This is a genomic window from Amycolatopsis regifaucium (assembly GCF_001613935.1).
Taxonomy (GTDB): Bacteria; Actinomycetota; Actinomycetes; order Mycobacteriales; family Pseudonocardiaceae; genus Amycolatopsis; species Amycolatopsis regifaucium.
Genome location: NZ_LQCI01000002.1, coordinates 176374 through 197528 on the forward strand (window position 1 = coordinate 176374; position 21155 = coordinate 197528).

The window sequence follows — 21155 nt, forward strand, 5'->3', positions numbered from 1 at the left end:
CACGCCGTCATCTGCGACGGCGATATATACGCTACCGTATAGATGGCGGAACATACTGGGAGGAATCAACGACATGACTGTCGGCTTCGTGGCAACGCACTACCCGCACACCGACCATCACGACGCCTTCGTCTCGCGGGTCCAGCGGGTCGCCGAGGTGCTCCGCTCCACGCCGGGCTGCCTCGCGGCCGAATGCTGGGTCACCGCCGACGGTGACGCCGTGGTGTCGATCGCACGCTGGGAATCCGAAGCGGCCCAGGCGGCTTCGATGCGAGCGCTGGGATCGGCCGACGTGGACGTCGCCTTCGACGACCGCGAGGTCCGCCCCCGCGAGATCGTCCAACTGGTGTCGGCATGAAACTCGCGAACACGGCCCACACCACACGTTCCTGGCGGATCCATGAGATCGCCGTCGACTTCGAGCTCGAAGACGTCTGGGCGCTGGGCACTCCCGGCGGTCCCGGCGACTTCCCCAAGCTGATCGAGCAGTTCGCGTCGGGCAACTTCCCCGACGGAGCCCCGGCGATCGTCCGTGCACTGTGGTCGCTGCGGTGGAAGCTGGGCGCACTGTTTCAGTTGGACAAACGGGATTCCGGCCTCGACACCCGGGTCGGCTCACTCCGCGACCGGCTACCGGAAGACCTCCGCGACACCCCCACCGGCCCCGACGAGGAATGGCTGCCGTTCACCCCGGTCTACCGGCTGGACGACGAATTCGCCGCGGAGCTGGCGAACCGGACCATGCACGGCGTCCTGCACCTCGCGCGGATCGAGGACGGGCCGGGGTGCTATCGCGGTCAGCTGGCGGTACTGGTCAAGCCCAATGGACGGTTCGGCCGGGCGTACATGGGGTTCATCAAGCCATTCCGCTACTTGTTCGTCTACCCCGCGCTGATGCGCATGATCGAACGGGAGTGGAAGGCTCGCTCTTGAAACCTCGTGAGCAGTAATGACGGCTAGACACCTTGATCCCGGACGCGCCGCGTACTTCGCACCAGCGTCATGTCCCTCTCCCGCACCGGTTCGCGGCAGTGCGCGCACACCGTCTCCGGCGCGAGTTCCGCACCGCACGCGTGCCGCCACACCGTCGGCGGCGGCCCTTCCGTGACGTACTTGTCGCCCCACGCCATGAGGTTCAGCAGCACGTGGTTGAGCGCGTGCCCCGCCTCGGTGAGCACGTACTCGTATCGCGGCGGATGCTCCTCGTAGAGGCGTTTCTCGAGAATTCCCGCCTCGACGAGTTTGCGCAGCCGCGCGGTCAGGATGTCCCGGCTCGCCCCGGTGTTGCGGATGATCTGGTCGAACCTCCGCGCCCCGAAGAACACCTCGCGCAGCGCAAGCAGGCTCCAGCGCTCCCCGATCACCTCCATCGCGTTGGCGATCGAACAGTCCCTCGGTCCTTCGGTCATGCGACCAGCGTAAACCCAGTAAGTCTTGATTTCCAACCCACTCGATGCCACAGTGAGTTGGAAATCCCAACTTACCTTGGAGGCAGCCGTGCACGACGCGGTCATCGTGGACGCCGTCCGTACCCCGATCGGCAAGGGCAAGCCGGGCGGCGCCCTGCACGAGATCCACCCGGTCCAGTTGCTGGCCCACACCTTGCGGGCACTCGTCGAACGCAACGGGCTCGACCCGGCGCTGATCGACGACGTCATCGGCGGCGCGGTGGACCAGGTCGGCGAACAGGCCCAGAACGTCACGCGCTGGGCGGCGCTCGCGGCCGGGCTGCCCGAAACCGTGCCCGCCACCACCGTCGACCGGCAGTGCGGGAGCAGCCAGCAGGCAGTCCACTTCGCCGCGCAAGGCGTGATGGCCGGCGCTTACGACGTCGTCATCGCCTGTGGTGTCGAGTCCATGAGCCGCGTCCCGATGTGGTCGAACGTGCTGCCCGGTACCGATCCCCTCGGCCCCGGGGTGGCCGAGCGCTATCCGGAAGGCCTGGTACCGCAGGGGATCAGCGCCGAACTCATCGCCGCGAAGTGGTCACTCAGCCGCGAGGCGATGGACGAGTTCGCCGTGTCATCGCACCGGAAGGCGGCCCGAGCGCACGAGTTCGGCCGGTTCGCGAGCCAGATCGTGCCGATCGAGACACCGTCCGGCCTGGTCTCCACCGACGAGTCCGTCCGGCCCCGCACCGACCTCGAAACCCTCGCCAAGTTGCGGCCGGCGTTCCAGGATCCGGCTGTGGCCGCACGCTTCCCGCAGATCGACTGGTCGGTGACCGCGGGCAACAGCAGCCCGATCAACGACGGCGCCTCCGCCGTGCTGATCACCTCCAGCGAGACCGCGGCCAGGCTGGGTCTCCGGCCCCGCGCCCGGCTCCACAGTTTCGCGGTCACGGGCTCCGATCCGCTGCTCATGCTCACCGGTGTCATCCCGGCGACGGAGAAGGTGCTGCGGCGCGCCGGTCTGCGCCTGGCCGACATCGACCTGTTCGAGATCAACGAGGCGTTCGCCGGCGTCGTACTGGCGTGGCAGCAGGAGACCGGGGCCGACCCGGCCAAGGTCAACGTCCACGGCGGGGCGATCGCGCTGGGCCACCCACTCGGCGCGAGCGGCACCCGGCTGATGGGCACCCTCGTCAACGCCCTGCACCACCACGGCGCCCGCTACGGCCTGCAGGCGATGTGCGAAGGCGGCGGCCAGGCCAACGCGACCATCGTGGAGGCGCTGTGACCGACCGGCTGCCCAAGAAACTGGCGGCCCATCCGTCGGTACAGGCCGTCCTCGCCAAACCGCGCGACCGGCCGTCAGCGGTGATCGACGCCGCCTGGCTCAAGGAGATCTGTCTCGCCGCGGGCGCCGACGACGCGGCCGCGGTCCCCTTGGACCATCCGGAGCTGGCGGGTGAACGGGAGCACGTGCTGCGCGCGCTCCCGGGCACCAAGACCCTGGTCTCGCTCGTGGTCCGGATGAACCGCGACGATGTCCGCTCCCCCGCCCGCAGCGTCGCCAACCAGGAGTTCCACCGCAGCGGCGAGATCATCAACGAGGCCGGGCACACGATCGTCCGGGCGCTGCAGGACGCCGGCTACCGCGCGATCAACCCGTCGGCGACCTTCCCGATGGAGATGGACAACTATCCCGGCCGGATCTGGGTGGTCGCGCACAAGACGGTCGCCGTCGCCGCCGGACTCGGTGCCATGGGACTGCACCGCAACGTCATCCACCCGAAGTTCGGCAACTTCGTGCTTCTGGCGACGCTGCTGCTCGACGCCGAGGTCTCCACCTACGGCGAAGCCCTCGACTACAACCCTTGCCTGGAGTGCAAGTTGTGTGTCGCGGCCTGTCCGATCGGCGCGATCTCGAAGACCGGCGAGTTCGACTTCCTCGCCTGCTCGACGCACAACTACCGCGAGTTCATGAGCGGTTTCACCGACTGGGCGCAGACCGTGGCCGACAGCGAGGACGCCGCCGACTTCCGGTCCAGGGTGACCGACTCGGAGAACGTGTCGATGTGGCAGAGCCTGGCGTTCAAACCTAACTACAAGGCCGCCTACTGCATGGCCGTCTGCCCGGCGGGTGAGGACGTGCTCGGCCCCTACCTCGACGACCGCCGCGGCTTCCTCGGAACCGTGGTCAAACCCCTGCAGGACAAGGTGGAGACGCTGTACGTGCGCCCGGATTCGGCGGCGAAGGCCTACGCCGAACGCCGGTTCCCGCACAAGCCGGTGAAGGAGGTCGACGGCGGCTACCGGATGTCCCGGTGAGCCTCTGTCACATCGCCGGTCCCCCATCCGTCAGGGTTACGACGGACAGGCAAGAAGGATGGGGACCGTGGAAGAACACGACTGGCTGGCGCGGCGCTTCGAAGGGCACCGGACGCACCTGAGGGCGGTGGCGTACCGGATGCTCGGTTCGCTGAACGAAGCGGACGACGCCGTGCAGGAGGCTTGGCTGCGGCTGAGCCGGGCCGGCGGTGAGGACGTCGACAACCTCGGCGGCTGGCTGACCACCGTCGTCGGCCGGATCTGCCTCGACATGCTGCGCTCGCGCAAGTCGCGGCACGAGGACCCGGTCGGCGCGCAGCTGCCCGACCCGATCATCGGCCACGAGGGCGGGATCGACCCGGAACACGAGATCCTGCTGGCGGACTCGGTCGGGCTCGCGCTCCTGGTCGTGCTCGACACCCTGGACCCGGCCGAGCGGCTCGCGTTCGTGCTGCACGACATGTTCGCCCTGCCGTTCGACGAGATCGCGCCGATCGTGGGCCGGTCGCCGGGCGCGACCAGGCAGCTGGCCAGCCGCGCCCGGCGCCGTCTGCAGGGTTCGCCGACCGTCCCCGACTCGGATCTGAACCGTCAGCGGGAGGTGGTGGACGCGTTCTTCGCCGCCGCGCGGGACGGCGACTTCGACGCCCTGGTCTCCGTGCTCGACCCGGACGTCCTGCTCCGCGCGGAGGGTGGCGCGGCCCCGGCCGGGACTTCGCGCTCCCTGCGCGGGGCGGCCATGGTCGCGAACCAGGCGCTCATGTTCCGGCAGACGGGCATCGGCGCGGTTCCGCGGCCGGTGCTGGTCAACGGCGCGGCCGGCATGCTCGTCACCAAGGACGGCGTGCCGCAGACACTCTTCGCCTTCACCGTCGTGAACGGGAAGATCGCGGAGATCGACATCCTCGCCGACCCGGACAGGCTGGCCTCGCTCGACTTCGAGCCGCTCGGCTGAGATGTCATGAAAGGTCCCCATAGGACACTGTTCGTCCTATGGGGACCCGTCATGACACGCGCGCTGCCGGGATCAGGAGGCCGGGAAGTTGTCCGCGGTGCGGATGCGGTCCCGGATCCAGACACCGTAACCGTTCCGCGGCGAAGGACGGCACGAGTGTCCATCAAGGACGGCGGTTGATCACCACCGCGGCGGACCCGCGTCCACGATCTGCTGCGAAAGCTCCAGCGGATCGAGGTGCATCAGCGATTCCATCCACCACGTCATCCCGGCCCGCGCCAGCGAGGGCAGGTCCACCTTGATCGGCTCCTCCCAGGCGGGACTCGCGTTCCCCGCGACCGCGACGTCGAACGGCCGTCCCGGTTCCAGCCCGGCCATGCCGAGCGCGCGGTGGGTCTCGGCGATTTCTTCGGCCGTCGGCGTGTGGTCCTCGGGATTGGGGAAGATCCCGTCGCACAGCGCCGCCCGCCGGACGACTCGCGGATTGTCCGTGGAACTCGCCACCCAGATCGGGATCGGGTGCGGCTCGGGCGGCGACTCGGCCAGCGCGACCTGATAGTGCGCGCCGTCGTGGTCGAATCGCCTGCCGGACCAGATCGCGCGGATGACGTCGAGACCTTCGTCGAACATCGCCGACCGGGTCAGCAGGTCGGTCTGCTCGCCGAACCGGCTGAAGTCACCGGATTCGTCCGAACCCAGACCCGTGCCGAGGATCAGCCTGCCACCCGAAAGCCTGCTGACCGTCGACGCGTGCCGCGCGACCACCCACGGGCGGCGCCGCGCGGGCGGGGTGATCATCGGTCCGAACCGCAGCCGGGTGGTGGCGTGCGCGATCGCGCCGAGCGTCGTCCACGGATCCGCGATGGGCATCGTGTCCGCGACGACGTGGTCCCACAGGAAGAAGCCGTCCCAGCCCGCCGCCTCCGCCCGGACAGCGAGGTCCACGAGCACCGCGGGCTCGCCGAACGGGCCGAAAGGTGGCAAGTAGACGGCATGGCGGACCGTGCTGCCGGTCAAGTCGATCATCTCCCCAACGTCATCGTCGAAGAAGGCTACGCCGAGTGCTCGTCTCGGTGTTCACCGTCTCACTATGCGCGACACTTTCGGGACCTCCTCGAACGGCGACCGGCCCGGGGGCCAGCTCGAGCCGCCTGCCTTCGAACGTCCGCCGCATCCGCCGGTCGTGAGTGACGACGACGAGAGCGCCGGTGTACCGCTCGAGTGCCTGCTCCATCTCCTCGACCAGATCCGGGGCGAGGTGGTTGGTCGGTTCGTCGAGCAGCAGCAGGTCGGTACCGGCCGTCACCAGCCGCGCCAGTTCCAGCCTGCGCCGTTGTCCGACCGAAAGGTCCCGGACCGGCTTGCGCAGATCCGGCCCCTGGAACAGGCCCAGCGACAGCAACGTCTCCGCGGCCTCTTCCTCGTCACCGTCCGCCGCGAACACCTGCAGCACGGTCCGCGGGTCGCCCGCGAGGCCGCCGTTCTGCCGCAGGAACCCGATCCGGCCGTCCCGCTCCGCCGACCCGGTCGACGGCGTCAGCTCACCGGCGAGCACCCGCATGAGGGTGGTCTTGCCCGCCCCGTTGGGACCGGTCACGAGCACCCGTTCACCGGGCCGCACACACAGCGACGTCCGCGGCAACCGGCCGGCCACCGACACGTCGTCCACCTTGGCCACGGGCCGAGCGGGCTCCGCCTTCCCGGCGGCGATCCGCGCGGTGAACCGCAGTGGCCGCGGCGGACGCGGAACCGGATCTGCTTCGAGCCGCTGGAGCCGCTCGCGGGCCGCCCGGATCCGGCTCATCGCCCCGTGTGCCCGGGAGCGGGCACGGAAAGCGCCCGCCCCGCTGAAGGCGGCCGGGGCCTTGCGCGGGATCGCCGAGAACCGGTCGATGTTGACGTCCGCCAGCGCTTCGTGCCGGGCTTTTTCCAGCCGCCATTCCTCGTATTCCCGGACCCACCTGGCCCGCGCCGCCTCCTTCGCCGCGAGATATCCCGCGTAGCCGTTACCGTGCCGGTGCACGGTCCGGCGGCCGGCGTCGACCTCGAGGATCGTGGTGGTGACGCGGCTGAGGAACATCCGGTCATGGGTGATCGCGACAAGCCTGCCGCGATGCCCGCGGAGGTGGTTCTCCAACCAGGTGACGGCTTCGTCGTCGAGATCGTTGGTGGGCTCGTCCAGCAACAGCAGCTCGGGTGCCGCCGCCAGCGTGGCGGCCAGCGCCAGCCTGGACCGCTGCCCGCCGGACAGCGTGCCCAGCGCCCGGCCGCGGTCGAGGCCCGGCTGTCCGAGTCCGTGCAGCGCCACCTCCACCCTGGCGTCTGCTTCATAGCCACCGCGGGCTTCGTACGCGGCGGTGAGATCACCGTAGGCGGCCAGGTCTTCAGCGGTTTCCAGCGACACCTCGGCCACCCGCAACCGGGATTCCAGCTCCCGGATGTCGGCCAGCGCGAGGTCGATCGCCTCCCCGACCGTCGCGGTGTCGGGCAGGTCCACCGTTTGCGGGAGGTAGCCGACCCCGCCGGGGGCGGAGACGGTCACCGTGCCGTTGTCCGCTTCCTCGCGGCCGGCGATCAGTCTCAGCAACGTGGATTTGCCGGAGCCGTTGTCGCCGATGACACCGGCCTTCTCCCCCGGCTTGACACTGAAGGAGACCTGGTCGAGCACGACATGCTCGTCGAAACGCTTCGTGACCCCGGAGAGCACGAGTTGTGTTCCGGGATTTCGACACGGGGTACGCATAGGGGCGTCCTCCTGGATTCTCGAAAGGAAGAAGAGCGCGCGGAAGGACGCGGCCCGGCGGAGCGGAGGCTCTACGCCAGGGCCGCGTCGAAGGCGAGAATCACAGGAAGGACAAAGTTCCCATGGCCACGACGGTAGCCGGAGAGCGCGGACGGGCAAAACGAATTAACGGCTGTGTATCGCTTCACAGAGTGGTCTGTGTCCCCATGCCGCGACAACGATGCGCCGGTGACCGACAATCGAAACGGAGTGTTTTCGCGTCCTGAAGGGGAATGGAGTTGCTCGTGCACGGGTCCAGCGGTCCGATCGCCCGGTTCCGGCGGCGGCTCTTTCCCGGCCACAACTCACTCGCGCGTGTCTCCGACCGCATCGAAGCCCTGCTGCTGAAGCTCGTCATCCTCGCCGCTCTCCTCGCCATCCCGGTCGCGGCCGCCGTCGGCTCGGCCAATCACGACAGGCAGGTGGCCGAGGCCGCCGCCGACGCCACCGGTCGCCAGGCCACCACCGCGTACCTGCTTAAGGCCGCGCCCGTCCGCATCGTCGACAGCGAGAGCGTCGGAACCGGCGACGCCACCACCGAGGCCACCTGGACCGACTCGCGCGGCGTCCGGCACACCGGCGGCGTCCTCGCCACGCCCGGCAGCCCCGCCGGATCGCCGGTGCCGATCTGGATCGACGCCCGCGGAGCCCTCACTGCCGCCCCGAAGACCGCGTCCACGGCCGTGTTCGATTCCGTGCTCGTCGGCCTCTGGCTCTGGTTCGCGGTGGTCGCCGCGCTCGTCCTCCTCCACCGGGTCGTCCGGCTGGTACTGGACCGGCAGCGTGCCGCGGCCTGGGAGCGTGCCTGGGCGGCCTATCCGCGTTCCGGTTCCTGGCCCTGAGCCCGGCGGCGAGGGCAAAGCGCCTCGGCTAGGGTGCCCGGCATGCGCATCATGATCTCGGCGGACATGGAGGGCGCCACCGGCGTCACCTGGACCGAGGACGTCATCCCCGGAACCGAACAGTGGCAACGATTCCGCCGCTTGTTCACCGGTGATGTCAACGCGACCATCGCCGGTCTGTTCGACGCGGGCGCCACCGACGTGCTGGTCAACGAGGCGCATTCGTCCCAGCGGAATCTTCTGCTCGAAGACCTCGACGGCCGGGCGCGCATGCTCACCGGCAGGCACAAGCCGCTCTCGATGATGCAAGGGATCGACTCCGGCGTGGACGGGGTCGTCTTCCTCGGCTATCACGCCGGCGCCGGATTCGACGGCGTCCTCTCCCACACCTACCTGGAAAATCAGATCACCGGGGTGTGGCTCGACGACGTCCCCGCCAGCGAAGGCAGGCTCAACGCCGCGATGGCCGCCGAGTACGGCGTTCCGGTGCTATTCGTCTCCGGTGACGACAAGGCCTGCGACGACGCCCAGGATTACGCGCCCGAAGCGGAACTGGTCACGGTGAAGGAGTGCGTCAGCCGCTACGCCGCGATCTGCCTCCCGCCCGCGAGGACCGCGGAGCTGCTGGCCTCGGCCGCGGCGGACTCGATGAAGCGGGCGGGCAGGGTCGAGCGATACACCACGGGCCACCGGATCGAGGTCGAGTTCGACGCGAGTCATCTCGCGCAGGCCGCGGCGGTGATCCCGACGGTGGAACAGATCGGCGTCCGGCGAGTCGGGTTCGACGCGCCGGACATGACGGAAGCGATGAAGGCGTTCAAGATCGTCACGGCGATCGCGGCCGGAGCGGTGCAGGGAATCTATGGCTGAGCTGGATGTTGTCGAGGTTTGTTCGCGGTTGATCCGATTCGACACCACGAACCGGGGAAACGGGGATTCCGAGGGCGAGCGGGAAGCGGCCGAGTACGTCGCGTCGCTGCTGTCGGGCATGGGGATCGACTCGAAGATCATCGAGTCCGCCCCCCGGCGCGCGAACGTGATCGCCCGGGTCCCGGGCACCGACCCGGGCCTGCCCGCACTGCTCGTACAAGGGCATCTCGACGTCGTCCCGGCCGACGCCGCCGACTGGTCGGTGGGCCCGTTCTCGGGCGAGGTCCGCGACGGGTTCCTCTGGGGCCGCGGCGCGGTCGACATGAAGGACTTCTGCGCGATGGTGCTCGCCGCCCTCGCCACCGGTGCGCGCCCGCGTCGGGACGTCGTTTTGGCGTTCGTCGCCGACGAGGAGGACAAGGGCGAGTACGGCGCGCATTGGCTCACCGCGGCGCACCGGGACCTGTTCGACGGCTGCGCGGCCGCGATCAGCGAGTCGGGCGCCTACACCTACCACGTCCCCGCCGCCGACGGCCGGACCGTGCGGCTCTATCCGGTGGCCACGGCCGAACGCGGCACCGCGCACCTACGGCTGACCGCCAAGGGCCGCGCGGGACACGGATCGCGCCCCAACGACGAGAACGCGGTCACCCGCCTGATCACCGCGCTCGGCAAGATCGCCGCACACCGCTGGCCGGTCCAGCTGACCCCGACGGTGCGAGCGTTCCTGGAACGCACCGGGGAAGCGCTCGGCGTCCCGGTCGATCTGTCCGATGTGGACGCAACGATCTCCCGGCTCGGCCCCGCCGGGGCACTGGTGGTGCCGACCGTCCGCAACAGCACGACCCCGACCATGCTCGACGCCGGCTACAAGGTGAACGTGATCCCGAGTTCGGCCGAGGCACAGGTGGACGTCCGCGTGCTGCCCGGCGCCGAACCCGCCCTGTTCGCCGAGCTGGACGCGATGCTCGGCGAGGGCGTCACCCGCGAGTTCGTCGCGCACCAGCCACCGGTGCAGGCCCCGGTGGATTCGCCGTGGTTCGACGCCATGGCGGCCGCACTGCGGTCGGAGGACTCCGAAGCGGTCGTCGTCCCCTACTGCATGGGCGGCGGAACAGACGCGAAGGCGTTCAGTCCACTCGGAATCGACTGCTACGGCTTCGCGCCCTTGTGGCTGCCGGAAGGTTTTCCGTACCGCGCCATGGCGCACGGCGTCGATGAGCGTGTCCCGGTCGAGGGGTTGCGATTCGGCACGCGAGTGCTGCGGCACTTCCTGGAGAACTGCTGACGCTACGGGGTCGGGCGTCGCCCGGGTGGTCGTGAGGAGCGAATCCTGGTCGGGCCAGACGCACGAGCCAAGCCATCTTGCGCACCCTCTCAATAGCTCGATTCGCCACCCGCGACTCCGTCGGCGCACCCAGACGAAATGTTTTATAGCGACGGCGCCTTCGCGCTCTACGCGTCTTTTAAGTTTGTTGCTCTGCGCAGTTTCTTTGCCGCAGTTTGACCTCTATCGGGTGGAATGCTTCTCGCTCGGCCGCTACGGAGATCGGGCTAGCACACGTGTTCGAGCACCAGTATTCTTGAGGGCGTGGCCAGCGAAAACAGACCTCAGGCGGTGCGCTCCGAGTGGTGGCGTGCCGATACCGCGACGCTGCATGCCCGCAAGCAGGAAATCGAAATCTTGAAGCGTCAATTGGACGCGGAACAGAATGCGATCCTCGCGGAAATCAACAACCGGGGTGTGCGTGGCTGTTCCGGTCATTCGACACTGGCGGCGCTGATTTTCGAAGACTTCCACGTCACGGACAAGGAAGCCGGTCGTCGTGCCGACCGGGTCCTGGCGCTGCATCCCGCGGTGGTGGTGGGCGGCGAGGTCGTACCGCCTCTGGCGCCCTTGACCGCCGAGGCCGCCTCCGAAGGCGCGATCGGCGGCGGGCAGATCGACGCGATCATCCGCACCCTCGCCCGGATCCCCTCCACCGTCCCGGAAGAAGACATGCGAAGCGGAGAGAAAATCCTCGTCGACCTCGCCCGGCACGCCGGACCCCGGCAGATCGCCCGCGCCGGACGACGACTCCTCGACAAACTCGATCCCGACGGGAAAGAACCCCGCAACGAGGACCCCAAAGACGTGCGGCCCGAGTTGCGGTTCGTCAAACACCGTGACGGCACCCTTGGCCTCAAAGCCACCCTCGACCTGGAGACCTACGCTCGGTTGAAGTCCGACCTCGACCCGATGGCGAAACCACACAAAGCCATCGACGGAGTCCGGGACTCCCGCACGCAAGACGAACGCTACGGGGATGCCTTCACTGACTACGTGCGGCTGAAGACCACAAGCCGGAATCTGCCCGGCCAAGCAGGGGAAGCCACCCACATCCTCATCACCATGTCCTACGAGGACCTGATCAACGATCTCGGTGAAGCACACCTGGATCTCGTCGGGCCGATCAGCGCCACCGACGCCCGCATCCTCGCCTGCGACGCCCGCGTCCGACCCGGCGTCCTCGGCACCACAGGCGAACCACTCGACATCGGCCGCTCCAAACGCACCGTGTCTCTCGCCCAGAAATACGCCCTCACCATCCGCGACGGCGGGTGCGCGTTCCCCGGTTGCGACATGCCCGTACCACGCTGCACCGCCCACCACATCGTCTTCTGGCGACACCACGGCGAAACCAAAATCGACAACCTCGTCCTCCTCTGCACCAAACACCACCGCCTCATCCACCACAGCGAATGGAAAGTCGCCATCGCCCAAGACGGACTCCCCGAATTCACCCCGCCCACCTACCTCGACCCCACCGAGACTCCGAGGCGCAACACCATGCACCTCAGGACCTAAGCCGCCGCCCGCTGCTCAGGTCGTGAAAGCAGCGCAACCACCGAGCATCCATCTCACCCACGTCGCGAAGTGGCCTCCGCAACATGCAACCCTTGCCCTGCCGATAACACGAATCGCCACTCCCGCCCCCCGCCCCCCGCGGGCGCGCTCACCGCGACCTCAAGCCTCCCCGCACGCGTCATCCGAATTTCATGAAGCCCGCTTAGCGTCGACGGCGTGAGATCTCTGACTTCGCACGTCTGGGTGGGCGTGCTCCTGGTCGGCCTCGGCACGGCAGGGTCGGCGTGCCGAGGCGGCCTTCCGGTACCGAGTTCCGACGAACCGTCCGCGACATCCACGTCGTACACCGCTCCCCCGGCCGAGACCCGAACCCTGACCGTGACGCCTCCCGCGCCGACGTCGTCGTCCGCGCCGGGACTCGAACCCGAGGCGATCGATCGGGTGTTCCAGGTCTACATGAACGGGCTGGCCGACCACGACATGACCGCGTTGCGGAACGGAACCTGCCCGCGTCTGCGCGAGACGCTGCTCGGCTTCGAATTGAATGGGCACTATGTCGAGCGCTGGGAGATGCTGCCGTACTCCGTCCCGCCCGGGTTCGAGTTCGTGACCGTGCAGGCCAAGGTCACCCAGCGGGACGCGCGGACGGGCAGGCTGGCGGGTGACGTCGTCTACTCCTGGTACGTCGAGCGGAACGAGGACACGAACTACTACGTTTGCGGATGGCTCGACGGCAAATGAATCCCGGAGGTGCAGGTGAAAGCGGTCGCACGACTCGCGCGGGAGGAACGGACGGATTTCGCCGCGTTCCTGCGAACGCTGACGTCAGCGCAGTGGGACGCGCCGACGTTGTGTGCGGAATGGACGGTGCGGGAGGTGGTCACGCACGTCGTCGACTACGACCACCTGGGCTTCCGCGAGCTGCTCGGCCAGGCCCTCCGCGGCGGACTGCGGCTGAACCGGATGAACGCGCTCGGCATCGCCCAGAATTCCGAACGGACCCCCGACGAGCTGATCGCGCGGCTCGAAGAGCGGCTCGACCCGCGGGGTTTGACCGCCGCTTTCGGGGGCCGGGTGGCGTTGCTCGACGGGCTCATCCATCAGCAGGACATCCGGCGGCCGCTGGGCCTTCCCCGCGAGGTGCCGCCCGAACGGTTGCGCCACGCCTTGGCGTTCGCGCGCTTCGCCCCGCCGATCAAGGCCTTTCAGCGGGCACGTGGGCTACGGCTCGTCGCGACCGACGTCGGCTGGTCCGCCGGGTCCGGGCCGGAACTGCGCGGCCCCGGCGAGCCGCTTCTGATGGCCATCGCCGGACGGCGCCCGGCGATCGACGAACTCTCCGGGCCCGGCGCGGCGATCCTCGTCTCCAGGATGGGTGCCTGATCCACCAGGCCGGTCACTGCGGGAGAGCGACGGAAAGCGCCTCGCTCAGAACGCCGTGGACCGGCTCACCTCCTCCCAAGCCGCCAACTCCGCCGCCTTCGCTTCGTGCGTGGCCCGCAGCCCGTCGACAGCGTCGTCACCGAGCGCGAGTCGAAGCGGCGGGTTGTCGCTTTCGAGCACCTTCAAGATCGCGGCGGCGGCCTTCGCCGGATTTCCGGGCTGCGAGCCGTCCATCCCCTCGACGTAATCGCGGATCGCGCCGGTCGATTCGTGGTAGGCCTCGATCACCCGCGACCGCTGCAGCCGGGCGCCGCCGAACTCGGTGCGGAAAGCGCCGGGTTCCACGATCAGGACCTTGACGCCGAACGGCGCGACCTCGGCGGCCAAGGACTCCGACATCGCCTCCAGCGCGAACTTCGCCGAGCAATAGGCACCGAACCCGGGTGGGCTCTGCTGTCCGCCCATCGAACTCATCTGCACGATGACACCGCTGCCCTGCGCCCGCAGGTGCGGAAGCACGGCTTTCGTGACTTCGACGGCGCCGAAGAACATCACGTCCATCAGCGAGCGCAGCTCGTCCATCGTCAGTTCTTCGACCGCCCCGACGGATCCGTGCCCGGCGTTGTTCACCACGACGTCGATCCGGCCGAACGCGGCGAGGGTGGCACTCACCGCCGCCCCGATCTGCGCGGGGTCGGTGACGTCGAGCGCGGCCGTGCGCACCCGGCCCTGTCCGAGTTCTTCCAGTTCGATCAGGGTTTCCGGGCGGCGTGCGGTGGCCATCACGCGGTCGCCCGCGTCGAGGGCGGCCAGGACGAGGTGCCTGCCGAATCCGGCCGAGCAACCGGTGATCAGCCAGACACGGCCCTCGGTTTCCTGTGTCATGCGGGTCTTCCTTCGTTTTCGTCCATGCCCGAAGGCTCAGCGGAGCTTCCGTCCCCCATGGTGCGAAGATCGCGTTCGGCCCGCCAACACCGGTTTCCTGGTGCGGCTACAGTCTGAGCCTGTGACCCCTGAGCTGCGGCAGTTGCGGTACTTCGTCGCCGTCGCCGAGGAAGCGAGCTTCACCCGCGCGGCACGCCGTCTGCATATCGCCCAGCAGTCGCTTTCCCAGCAGATCACCGTCCTGGAGCGGCTCCTCGGCGCGGACCTCCTGTATCGCGACAGCCGCGGCACCCGGCTCACCGAAGTCGGATCACTGTTCCTTCCCGAGGCCCGCGCGGTGCTGGCGCGCAACGACGAAGCGCTGTCGGTCTTGAACCGCGCGGTGCGCGGTGAAATCGGCACACTCCACCTCGGTTTCCTGACCACCACGGCGAACTATCTCCTCCCGCCGGTGGTACGCGCGGTTCGCGACCGGCTCCCCGATCTGACCCTCACCACGGACGACACACAGATCGCGGCGCTCGTCGACGGGTTGACCCGGGGGCGCTACGACCTGATCTTCACCCGGCCACCGCTGATCGACGGCTTCGAGATCCGCACGTTGATCACCGAGGAGGTTTGCGCGGTCCTGCCCGAGGGGCATCGACTGGCGGGCTCCCGCGAGTTGAAGCTCGCGGATCTGGCGGACGAGCCGTGGGTGCTCACGCCCCGCGGTTCGTGGGAGCCGTGGCATCGCCGCTATGACAGCGAATTCGCGGCGGCCGGGTTCGCCCCGCGCGTGGTGCAGCGGGCGGCGACCGTCCAGGGGCTGCTCGGTCTCGTCGCCGCGGGCGTCGGCGTGACCAGGCTGGCGCGGTCGTCGCACAGCCTGCGCCGGAGCGGGGTGGTGTTCGTGCCGCTGACGGGCGACACCGCCCGCACGGTGGTGGCCTGGGCCCCGGACAACGACAAACCCGCGTTGCCCGGCGTGCTCGACATCGTCTCGGAGCTGGCGGCGCGGACGGATCTGACGAACGCCGGCTGACCCGGCATAGTCATCGTCACACCCGCCTTGATCACCCGTTCGGACCGAGTATCCGTAGACTTCGGTGACGATGCGACGTTTCCGGTGGTGGTGGGGCGCTCTCGCGCTCACGTTTGTGGTGGTCCTCGTCGGTTTCTTTGCTTTCTTCGGGTCGGAAAGCCGGCCGGGGCAACCGTCGGCACGCCAAAGCCCGCCGGGAACGGGGCCGTTGACGGTCGTCTCCATCGGCGACAGCACCGTTTCCGGGGAGGGTGCGGGCGATTACACGCCCACGACCAACGGCCAGGGCGGCAACTGGTGCCACCGCTCCCCCCACGCCTTCGTCGAGCAGATCAAGATCCCCGACGTCACCGCGCGCGTGAATCTCGGCTGTTCCGGAGCGCCTTCCGAGCAGGTCGCGCTCGGTGAGGCCAAGCAGTGGACCGAACCCTCGCAGGCCCAGCAACTCGCGAACCTGCTCAAGGACCATCGGGTCGCCGCGGTGGTGATCGCGATCGGCGCGAACGACGAGCCGAAGTTCTCCGCTCAGGTCAACGAATGCTTCAAGGCGTGGTTCTCCCCGCAGAATCCGCCGTGCAGTGCGGCACTCCGTACCACCTGGAAGTCCAAAGTGGACGCCATGGTGCCGAAGGTGACCAACGCCGTCGCCGACGTCAAGAAGGTGCTGGCACAGGCCGGTTACGTCCCGGCGGACTACCAGCTGGTGCTGATGTCCTACGCGTCACCGGTCGGCCCGCAGATCCCGGAAGCGCTCCGCAGCCTCAACGGCTGCCCGTTCCGCACCGAGGATCTGGACTGGATGCGCCGCGACGGTGTCGCCGTCCTGGCGGACGGGCTCAAGGAGGCGTCGAGGGCGACCAGCGCGCGGTTCCTCGATCTTTCCCGGGCGGGCGCCGGCCGTGAGGCGTGCAGCAGCGACCCGGCGAACGAGTGGTTCAGCAGGCTGACGCTGCAACTGCGCGACCTCGGCCAGGTGGACCGCGCGAGCCACGCGCTGCAGGAGTCGTTCCACCCCAACGCGAACGGGCACGCGCAGATCGCGAACTGCCTCAACGAGTTCCTCGCCGCGCGCGGCGGCAACGCGTCCTGCCTTTCCGGGCCTGACGGCAAACTGCACGCCGCGCCCGAAGTGATCGCCCGCTAGAGGTCGAGTGCGGCGCGCAACGCGATGTCGATGCGCTCCTGGACCTCTTGGTCGATCTCCGCGATCTTCTCGTCGAACCACGGCCGGTACAGGCGCGTGAGGTTCAACGTGGAAACCCAATACCGCGCGTCGACGGCGACCCCGAGGATGTCCTGTGGATCGCGGTCCAGCAGTTCGGTGCCGAGCAGCCACGGCCGCTCGGATTCGTTCACCCCGTCCGAGGACAGCAGCACGACGGTGCGCTGCCGTGCCGGTTCGGTCGGGGGGTGGTACGTCCAGACTTCACCCCTGCGCACGCAGATCCTTCTCCGCGGCGGTCAGCTCCGCCTCGTCCGATTCGGCGGACGGTTCGACCGGAGTGCGCTGCGGGGTGTATCCGGTGCGGACGGCTTCCCTTCGGGCCGCCTTGGACAACCACGACGAGACCGAGATCCCGTGTGCCTTGGCGGCCCGCTCGGCGAACTCGAGCGCACCACTGTCGAGTGAGAGTGTGACCTTACGTGTTGCCATACCTTTTATCGTACCAGCGCCGCGCAAGCCCACCCGTTTGTCGGGAAGGCCGGGCTCAGAGAGTCGGCGAGCGCCCTTCGAACGGCGTCGAAAGCACCACCGTGGTCCGCGTCGAGACCTTGGCGGCCTCACGGATGCGGCGGAGCAGATCCTCCAGGCCGAGCGGTGAGGCCACCCGGACCAGGAGGATGTACGACTCGTCGCCGGCGACCGAGTAGCAGGACTCGATCTCCTTGATGTGTTCGAGCCGCTGCGGATAGTCGTCCGGCGCGGCGGGATCGTTCGGCGTCAGAGAGATCAGCGCGGTGAGCGGGAGGCCGATCTGCTCGCCGTCGAGGCGCGCGGTGTACCCGAGGATCACGCCGCGCTGCTCCAGCCGCCGCACCCGTTGGTGCACCGCCGACACCGACAGCCCGACCCGCTCGGCGAGATCGGTGAAACTGCGCCTTCCGTCCGCCGCCAGCTCCTGCACGATGGCCTGGTCCAGCGGCTCCAGGGAACCGGTCATGCGTCGAGCACGATGAGGTCGTGCGGACGCTGGTTGACCGATTCGACGCCGTCCTCGGTGACCACGACGATGTCCTCGATGCGAGCGCCCCAGCGGCCTGGCTGGTAGATGCCGGGCTCGACACTGAAGGCCATGCCCGGCTCGAGCGGCAGCGTGTTGCCCTTGATGATGTAGGGCTCCTCGTGCACGTCGAGGCCGATGCCGTGACCGGTGCGGTGGATGAAGTACTCGCCGTACCCCGCCTGCGCGATGATGTCGCGCGCGGCGGCGTCGATCGACTCGGCGGTGACGCCGGGGCGGACGGCCTCGACCGCGGCGCGCTGGGCCCGCTGCAGGACCGCGTAGGTCTCGGCGACGTCGGCGTCGCGCGGCTCGCCGACCGCGTAGGTGCGGGTGGAGTCGGAGTTGTAGCCCTCCGCGATCGGGCCGCCGATGTCGACCACGACGACGTCGCCGCGCTCGATGACCCGCTCGGAGACGTCGTGGTGGGGGCTGGCGCCGTTCGGGCCGGAGCCGACGATCACGAAGTCCGCGTGCGTGTGACCCTCTTCGACGATCGCGGCGGTGATGTCCGCGCCGACCTCGGCTTCGGTACGGCCCGGCCGCAGCCACTCGTGGACGCGGGCGTGGACCCGGTCGATGGCCGCGCCCGCGTCGCGCAGAGCCTGGATTTCGGTCGCGTCCTTGCGCATCCGCAGCTCGCGCACGATCGGCCCGGCCAGCGTCTGCTCGGCGGCACCGAGCGCGCCGCGGAACGCGAGCACGTGCAAGGCCGGGGTGAAGTCGCTGACCGCGACCCGGCCCGGCTTGCCGAGCCGGTCGGCGACCAGTTCGTAGGCGTTGTCCCCGTCGACCCAGGTGACGACCTCGATACCGAGTTCGTCGGCGGGGACGTCGGCGTAGCCGGGTGCTTCCAGCTTCGGCAGCACCAGCGCCGGGACACCATCGGCCGGGATCACCAGCGTGGTCAGCCGCTCGAACGAGCCACCCGCCTGCCCGATGAGGTAGCGCAGGTCCGAGCCGGGTGCGATCAGCAGGGCGTCGGTGTCGGCGGCGGCCGCGGCGGCGCGGGCCCGGTCGAGGCGGGCGCGGAGGGCGGCGGCGTCGGGGGCTGGGTTGTGAAGGGAACGGCGCGACATGGTGGCGAGCCTAGTCGGTCCGGGCCTCTTGGCTCACCAGCCGGTCGCGCTCGATCGGGGCGGGATCGTCCAGTCCGCGCCAGACCCGGAAGATCGCCGGGAAGGTGCCGGCGATCAGGTAGAGGCCACCGAACATGGCGAGCGTGGTGACGAGCCCGGCCCCGTCCAGCAGCACCCCGGCCGTCATCGAGCCGAGCGGCATCGCGGCCAGCACCCCGCCCACCAGGAGGCTGAACACCCGGCCGCGGACGGCTTCGGGAACGCGTTCGTAGACCACCGGCAACAGGATCGGGTTCAGCGCGCCCGCGCCCAGGCCCGCGACCACCAGCCCGGCGAGCAACACGGCAGGCGTGGGTTCCAGCGCGAGAAGGGCGAATCTCGGCGCGCCCTCGACGCCCACGGCGACGAGCAGGGCCGAGCGGCGCGAGAACCGGTGCCCCACCCAGCCGTAGAGCGCGGATCCGAGTAGTCCTCCGGTGGCGACGGCGGTGATCATCGCGCCGATGAGCGCGGTGCTGTGCAGAACCTGATCGCCGTAGGCCGGATACAGGACGCCGAGCAGGCCGAAGTCGAGGCTGTTGGTGAGCATCAGCATGCCGACGAGCGCGCGCAGCACCCGGTCGCGCTTGACGTACGCCAGTCCTTCGCGCAGTTCCTTGAGGTAGCCGTCCGAAGTCGCCCGGGGCGGTCCGGCGGCGGCGGGGATCAGGGCGAAGATCAGCGCGGCGGACAGCAGCAGCGCCCCGGCGTCGACGAACAGCACCGGAATGGGCCCGCTCACCGCGATGAGCGCGCCCGCGGCGGGTCCGCCCACCATTCGCCCGGTCCGCATGGCGGCCTCGACGGCGCTGGCGCCGCGGCTCGGGCGGATTTTGCCGAGTTCGACGGCCCCCGCCAGCAGCACCTGTTTCGCCGTGTCCGCGGGGCCCCGGGACACGCCCATCACGAACGACAACACGACCAGGCCGGGCAGGCCGAGCCCGGTGGTGCCGACCGCGAGCGGGATCAGCAGGACCGTGCCGGTGGTCAGCAGATCGGCCCCGACGCTGGCGCGCCGCGTGCCGACCCGGTCCACGATCGGCCCGCCGAGCAGCGCCGCGACCGTCAGGCCCAGCACCTCGGCCGCGGTGACGAGGCCGGTCTTGGTGCCGCTTCCGGTGCTCTGCAGCACGAACCAGGGAATCGCGATGAGGGTCATCATCACCCCGGCCGAGGAGATCCCCGAAGCCGCGACCAAGGCCCCCAGTGGCACTTTGCTCATGGCCGTTCCGGCCGCGCTCGCCTCGGGAAAGCCGCCCAGTGCACGCGGACCGGGGTGTCGCCGTCCCTTTCCGGCCGCCGATAGCGGGCGATGACTTCGAGGATTTCGTCGCTCAAGGCGACGGCCTCATCGGGCGTGAGCGACAGCGAGGAGTCGTGGAAGTTGACCTTGTCGATCCACTCGTCGGCCCAGTCCGCCAGTTCGCCGATGAACCGCGACTCGGCGGCGTAGCGCTGCTCGATCAACGTATGCGCGTAGGCACTGAACGGGCCGGCCAGCTCGGGGTCGTCGAGGAAATCCTTGCCGTGCAACTGATCCCCCTCGTGCACGGCCTTCCACCACCGGTCGCGGCGGTTGCCGCGTTCGACGTCGTCGGTGACCAGGCCGTACTCCGCCAGCTGGCGCAGATGCCAGCTCGTGGTCCCGGAACTCTCCCCGACCCGTTTCGCCAGCCCGGACGCGGTCGCCGGGCCGTCCGCCCGGAGCAGCTCCAGGATCCGCACCCGCAGAGGATGCGCCAGCGCCCGCAGGAGACGTCCGTCGATCCGCGCGAGATACCGCTCGCTCTTCCCCATGCGTTGACCGTACAACCGCAAAGAATTCTCTGCAAAGAGTTCTCTGCGATCAGCCTCCTCGAAAACACCCTGTTCTGGAGTTTGACTTCAACCTAAGTTCAGGTTTTACGGTCGACCGCATGACAACGAACACGCCTTACCAGCTCGCCGTCGTGATCAGCAGCGTCCGCGAAGGCCGCTTCGGCCCCGTAGTCGCGAATTGGTTCCTCGACCGTGCGAAACAGCGCGAAGACGTCAACCTGTCCGTCATCGATTTGGCCGAAACCCCCGAAGGCCTCTCCCCCGGCGTCGCCGCCGCGGACGCCGTCGTGATGATCGTTCCCGAGTACAACCACAGCTACCCCGGCCCGCTCAAGACCGCCCTCGACGCCACCGGCCCCGAATGGCACGGGAAGCCGGTCGCTTTCGTGTCCTACGGCGGGATCTCCGGCGGTCTGCGCGCGGTCGAGCACCTGCGCCCGGTCCTCGCCGAACTGCATGCCGCCACGATCCGCGAGACCGTGAGCTTCCCCTACGCCTGGAACTGCTTCGGGCCCGACGGCGAACCCCACGCCGCCGAAGACGTCGACCTCGCGGCGGCCACACTGCTGAACCAGCTGGGCTGGTGGGCCAACGCCCTGCGTGACGCGCGCCGGGTGCGGCCCTACGCCGCCTGACCGGCTTCCGTGGCGGACTCGGCCGGAGCCGGGTCCTTCACGGACATCCGGGCCGGAACG

At 69.1% G+C, this 21155-nt stretch carries 23 protein-coding genes and 1 pseudogene; 14 read left to right on the forward strand and 10 right to left on the reverse strand.

Annotated features, from left to right (window positions below; translation table 11 throughout):
- The first annotated feature begins 73 nt into the window (after positions 1–73).
- Entirely contained in the window at positions 74–358 is a 285-nt protein-coding gene (locus AVL48_RS01830) for an antibiotic biosynthesis monooxygenase (RefSeq protein WP_061986464.1), read from the forward strand.
- Positions 355–933: a DUF2867 domain-containing protein gene (locus tag AVL48_RS01835; protein ID WP_061986466.1), complete on the forward strand. Its 579-nt coding sequence runs from the start codon at positions 355–357 to the stop codon at positions 931–933. The genes AVL48_RS01830 and AVL48_RS01835 overlap by 4 nt, the downstream gene beginning before the upstream one ends.
- 23 nt (positions 934–956) lie before the next feature.
- Here the strand turns inward: AVL48_RS01835 and AVL48_RS01840 are convergent, their stop codons facing one another.
- Positions 957–1409, reverse strand: coding sequence for a winged helix-turn-helix transcriptional regulator (locus AVL48_RS01840; RefSeq protein ID WP_061986468.1), 453 nt, complete (start codon positions 1407–1409; stop codon positions 957–959).
- Positions 1410–1497: 88 nt separating this feature from the next.
- On the opposite strand from AVL48_RS01840, the gene AVL48_RS01845 reads away from it, so the two are divergent.
- The 3 genes from AVL48_RS01845 (at position 1498) to AVL48_RS01855 (ending at position 4668) form a co-directional block, all read left to right on the forward strand.
- Complete coding sequence (locus AVL48_RS01845; RefSeq protein ID WP_061986469.1) at positions 1498–2679, forward strand: thiolase family protein; 1182 nt, start codon at positions 1498–1500, stop codon at positions 2677–2679.
- The gene (locus tag AVL48_RS01850) at positions 2676–3713 is read left to right on the forward strand and encodes a hypothetical protein (protein WP_061986471.1); all 1038 of its coding nucleotides are present in this window, start codon (positions 2676–2678) and stop codon (positions 3711–3713) included. The genes AVL48_RS01845 and AVL48_RS01850 overlap by 4 nt, the downstream gene beginning before the upstream one ends.
- Before the next feature lie 67 nt (positions 3714–3780).
- The gene (locus AVL48_RS01855) at positions 3781–4668 is read left to right on the forward strand and encodes a sigma-70 family RNA polymerase sigma factor (RefSeq protein WP_061986660.1); all 888 of its coding nucleotides are present in this window, start codon (positions 3781–3783) and stop codon (positions 4666–4668) included.
- 180 nt (positions 4669–4848) lie between these two features.
- On the opposite strand, the gene AVL48_RS01860 is transcribed toward AVL48_RS01855, so the two are convergent.
- Positions 4849–5694: an LLM class flavin-dependent oxidoreductase gene (locus AVL48_RS01860; protein ID WP_061986473.1), complete on the reverse strand. Its 846-nt coding sequence runs from the start codon at positions 5692–5694 to the stop codon at positions 4849–4851.
- A gap of 94 nt (positions 5695–5788) precedes the next feature.
- Positions 5789–7411, reverse strand: a pseudogene (abc-f, locus tag AVL48_RS01865) (ribosomal protection-like ABC-F family protein); the annotation flags it as partial.
- Between the two features lie 284 nt (positions 7412–7695).
- Here abc-f and AVL48_RS01870 point away from each other — a divergent pair.
- The 6 genes from AVL48_RS01870 (at position 7696) to AVL48_RS01895 (ending at position 13393) form a co-directional block, all read left to right on the forward strand.
- A complete protein-coding gene (locus AVL48_RS01870) occupies positions 7696–8292 on the forward strand; it encodes an Rv1733c family protein (protein ID WP_244162594.1) in 597 nt (198 codons plus the stop codon).
- A 42-nt stretch (positions 8293–8334) separates the two neighbouring features.
- Positions 8335–9162 carry a M55 family metallopeptidase gene (locus tag AVL48_RS01875; protein WP_061986477.1) on the forward strand — a complete coding sequence of 276 codons (828 nt, stop codon included), beginning with the start codon at positions 8335–8337 and terminating at the stop codon, positions 9160–9162.
- On the forward strand, positions 9155–10450 hold the full coding sequence (locus AVL48_RS01880; protein ID WP_061986479.1) for a M20/M25/M40 family metallo-hydrolase: 1296 nt from the start codon (positions 9155–9157) through the stop codon (positions 10448–10450). The genes AVL48_RS01875 and AVL48_RS01880 overlap by 8 nt, the downstream gene beginning before the upstream one ends.
- A 303-nt stretch (positions 10451–10753) precedes the next feature.
- Complete coding sequence (locus AVL48_RS01885) at positions 10754–12010, forward strand: HNH endonuclease signature motif containing protein (RefSeq protein WP_061986481.1); 1257 nt, start codon at positions 10754–10756, stop codon at positions 12008–12010.
- 216 nt (positions 12011–12226) lie between these two features.
- Entirely contained in the window at positions 12227–12751 is a 525-nt protein-coding gene (locus AVL48_RS01890; RefSeq protein WP_244162593.1) for a hypothetical protein, read from the forward strand.
- A 15-nt stretch (positions 12752–12766) separates the two neighbouring features.
- On the forward strand, positions 12767–13393 hold the full coding sequence (locus tag AVL48_RS01895) for a maleylpyruvate isomerase family mycothiol-dependent enzyme (protein WP_061986483.1): 627 nt from the start codon (positions 12767–12769) through the stop codon (positions 13391–13393).
- A 45-nt stretch (positions 13394–13438) separates the two neighbouring features.
- Here the strand turns inward: AVL48_RS01895 and AVL48_RS01900 are convergent, their stop codons facing one another.
- Positions 13439–14278 carry an oxidoreductase gene (locus tag AVL48_RS01900; protein WP_061986485.1) on the reverse strand — a complete coding sequence of 280 codons (840 nt, stop codon included), beginning with the start codon at positions 14276–14278 and terminating at the stop codon, positions 13439–13441.
- A gap of 121 nt (positions 14279–14399) precedes the next feature.
- Between AVL48_RS01900 and AVL48_RS01905 the strand changes: the two genes are divergently transcribed.
- Together AVL48_RS01905 and AVL48_RS01910 are read left to right on the forward strand one after the other, a co-directional pair.
- Positions 14400–15302, forward strand: coding sequence for a LysR substrate-binding domain-containing protein (locus AVL48_RS01905; protein WP_061986488.1), 903 nt, complete (start codon positions 14400–14402; stop codon positions 15300–15302).
- Positions 15303–15372: 70 nt separating this feature from the next.
- Positions 15373–16446, forward strand: coding sequence for a GDSL-type esterase/lipase family protein (locus AVL48_RS01910; RefSeq protein ID WP_061986490.1), 1074 nt, complete (start codon positions 15373–15375; stop codon positions 16444–16446).
- On the opposite strand, the gene AVL48_RS01915 is transcribed toward AVL48_RS01910, so the two are convergent.
- Genes AVL48_RS01915 through AVL48_RS01940 form a run of 6 tightly spaced genes read right to left on the reverse strand, consistent with a single transcriptional unit; the run spans position 16443 to position 20439 of the window.
- Positions 16443–16742, reverse strand: coding sequence for a hypothetical protein (locus AVL48_RS01915; protein ID WP_061986492.1), 300 nt, complete (start codon positions 16740–16742; stop codon positions 16443–16445). The two genes, AVL48_RS01910 and AVL48_RS01915, sit on opposite strands and share 4 nt — an antisense overlap.
- Positions 16729–16956, reverse strand: coding sequence for a hypothetical protein (locus tag AVL48_RS01920; RefSeq protein ID WP_061986494.1), 228 nt, complete (start codon positions 16954–16956; stop codon positions 16729–16731). The genes AVL48_RS01915 and AVL48_RS01920 overlap by 14 nt, the downstream gene beginning before the upstream one ends.
- 55 nt (positions 16957–17011) lie before the next feature.
- Positions 17012–17464, reverse strand: a complete 453-nt coding sequence (locus AVL48_RS01925; protein WP_061986496.1) for an Lrp/AsnC family transcriptional regulator — start codon at positions 17462–17464, stop codon at positions 17012–17014.
- A complete protein-coding gene (locus AVL48_RS01930) occupies positions 17461–18603 on the reverse strand; it encodes a M24 family metallopeptidase (protein WP_061986498.1) in 1143 nt (380 codons plus the stop codon). The genes AVL48_RS01925 and AVL48_RS01930 overlap by 4 nt, the downstream gene beginning before the upstream one ends.
- Positions 18604–18613: 10 nt before the next feature.
- Positions 18614–19864, reverse strand: a complete 1251-nt coding sequence (locus tag AVL48_RS01935) for an MFS transporter (protein WP_061986499.1) — start codon at positions 19862–19864, stop codon at positions 18614–18616.
- Positions 19861–20439, reverse strand: coding sequence for an ArsR/SmtB family transcription factor (locus AVL48_RS01940; protein WP_061986501.1), 579 nt, complete (start codon positions 20437–20439; stop codon positions 19861–19863). Before AVL48_RS01940 ends, AVL48_RS01935 begins: the two co-directional genes overlap by 4 nt.
- A 119-nt stretch (positions 20440–20558) precedes the next feature.
- Here AVL48_RS01940 and AVL48_RS01945 point away from each other — a divergent pair, with 119 nt between their 5' ends.
- Positions 20559–21095, forward strand: coding sequence for an NADPH-dependent FMN reductase (locus AVL48_RS01945; protein WP_061986503.1), 537 nt, complete (start codon positions 20559–20561; stop codon positions 21093–21095).
- Positions 21096–21155 lie beyond the last annotated feature (60 nt).

What these genes read in the sequence shown, in the direction of transcription:
- AVL48_RS01920 (WP_061986494.1), bottom strand. Translation starts at nt 16,956, where the DNA reads ATGGCAACACGTAAGGTCACACTCTCACTCGACAGTGGTGCGCTCGAG.
- AVL48_RS01860 (WP_061986473.1), bottom strand. Translation starts at nt 5,694, where the DNA reads ATGATCGACTTGACCGGCAGCACGGTCCGCCATGCCGTCTACTTGCCA.
- AVL48_RS01880 (WP_061986479.1), top strand. Translation starts at nt 9,155, where the DNA reads ATGGCTGAGCTGGATGTTGTCGAGGTTTGTTCGCGGTTGATCCGATTC.
- AVL48_RS01835 (WP_061986466.1), top strand. Translation starts at nt 355, where the DNA reads ATGAAACTCGCGAACACGGCCCACACCACACGTTCCTGGCGGATCCAT.
- AVL48_RS01925 (WP_061986496.1), bottom strand. Translation starts at nt 17,464, where the DNA reads ATGACCGGTTCCCTGGAGCCGCTGGACCAGGCCATCGTGCAGGAGCTG.
- AVL48_RS01935 (WP_061986499.1), bottom strand. Translation starts at nt 19,864, where the DNA reads ATGAGCAAAGTGCCACTGGGGGCCTTGGTCGCGGCTTCGGGGATCTCC.
- AVL48_RS01875 (WP_061986477.1), top strand. Translation starts at nt 8,335, where the DNA reads ATGCGCATCATGATCTCGGCGGACATGGAGGGCGCCACCGGCGTCACC.
- AVL48_RS01900 (WP_061986485.1), bottom strand. Translation starts at nt 14,278, where the DNA reads ATGACACAGGAAACCGAGGGCCGTGTCTGGCTGATCACCGGTTGCTCG.
- AVL48_RS01940 (WP_061986501.1), bottom strand. Translation starts at nt 20,439, where the DNA reads ATGGGGAAGAGCGAGCGGTATCTCGCGCGGATCGACGGACGTCTCCTG.
- AVL48_RS01910 (WP_061986490.1), top strand. Translation starts at nt 15,373, where the DNA reads ATGCGACGTTTCCGGTGGTGGTGGGGCGCTCTCGCGCTCACGTTTGTG.
- AVL48_RS01830 (WP_061986464.1), top strand. Translation starts at nt 74, where the DNA reads ATGACTGTCGGCTTCGTGGCAACGCACTACCCGCACACCGACCATCAC.
- AVL48_RS01840 (WP_061986468.1), bottom strand. Translation starts at nt 1,409, where the DNA reads ATGACCGAAGGACCGAGGGACTGTTCGATCGCCAACGCGATGGAGGTG.
- AVL48_RS01930 (WP_061986498.1), bottom strand. Translation starts at nt 18,603, where the DNA reads ATGTCGCGCCGTTCCCTTCACAACCCAGCCCCCGACGCCGCCGCCCTC.
- AVL48_RS01945 (WP_061986503.1), top strand. Translation starts at nt 20,559, where the DNA reads ATGACAACGAACACGCCTTACCAGCTCGCCGTCGTGATCAGCAGCGTC.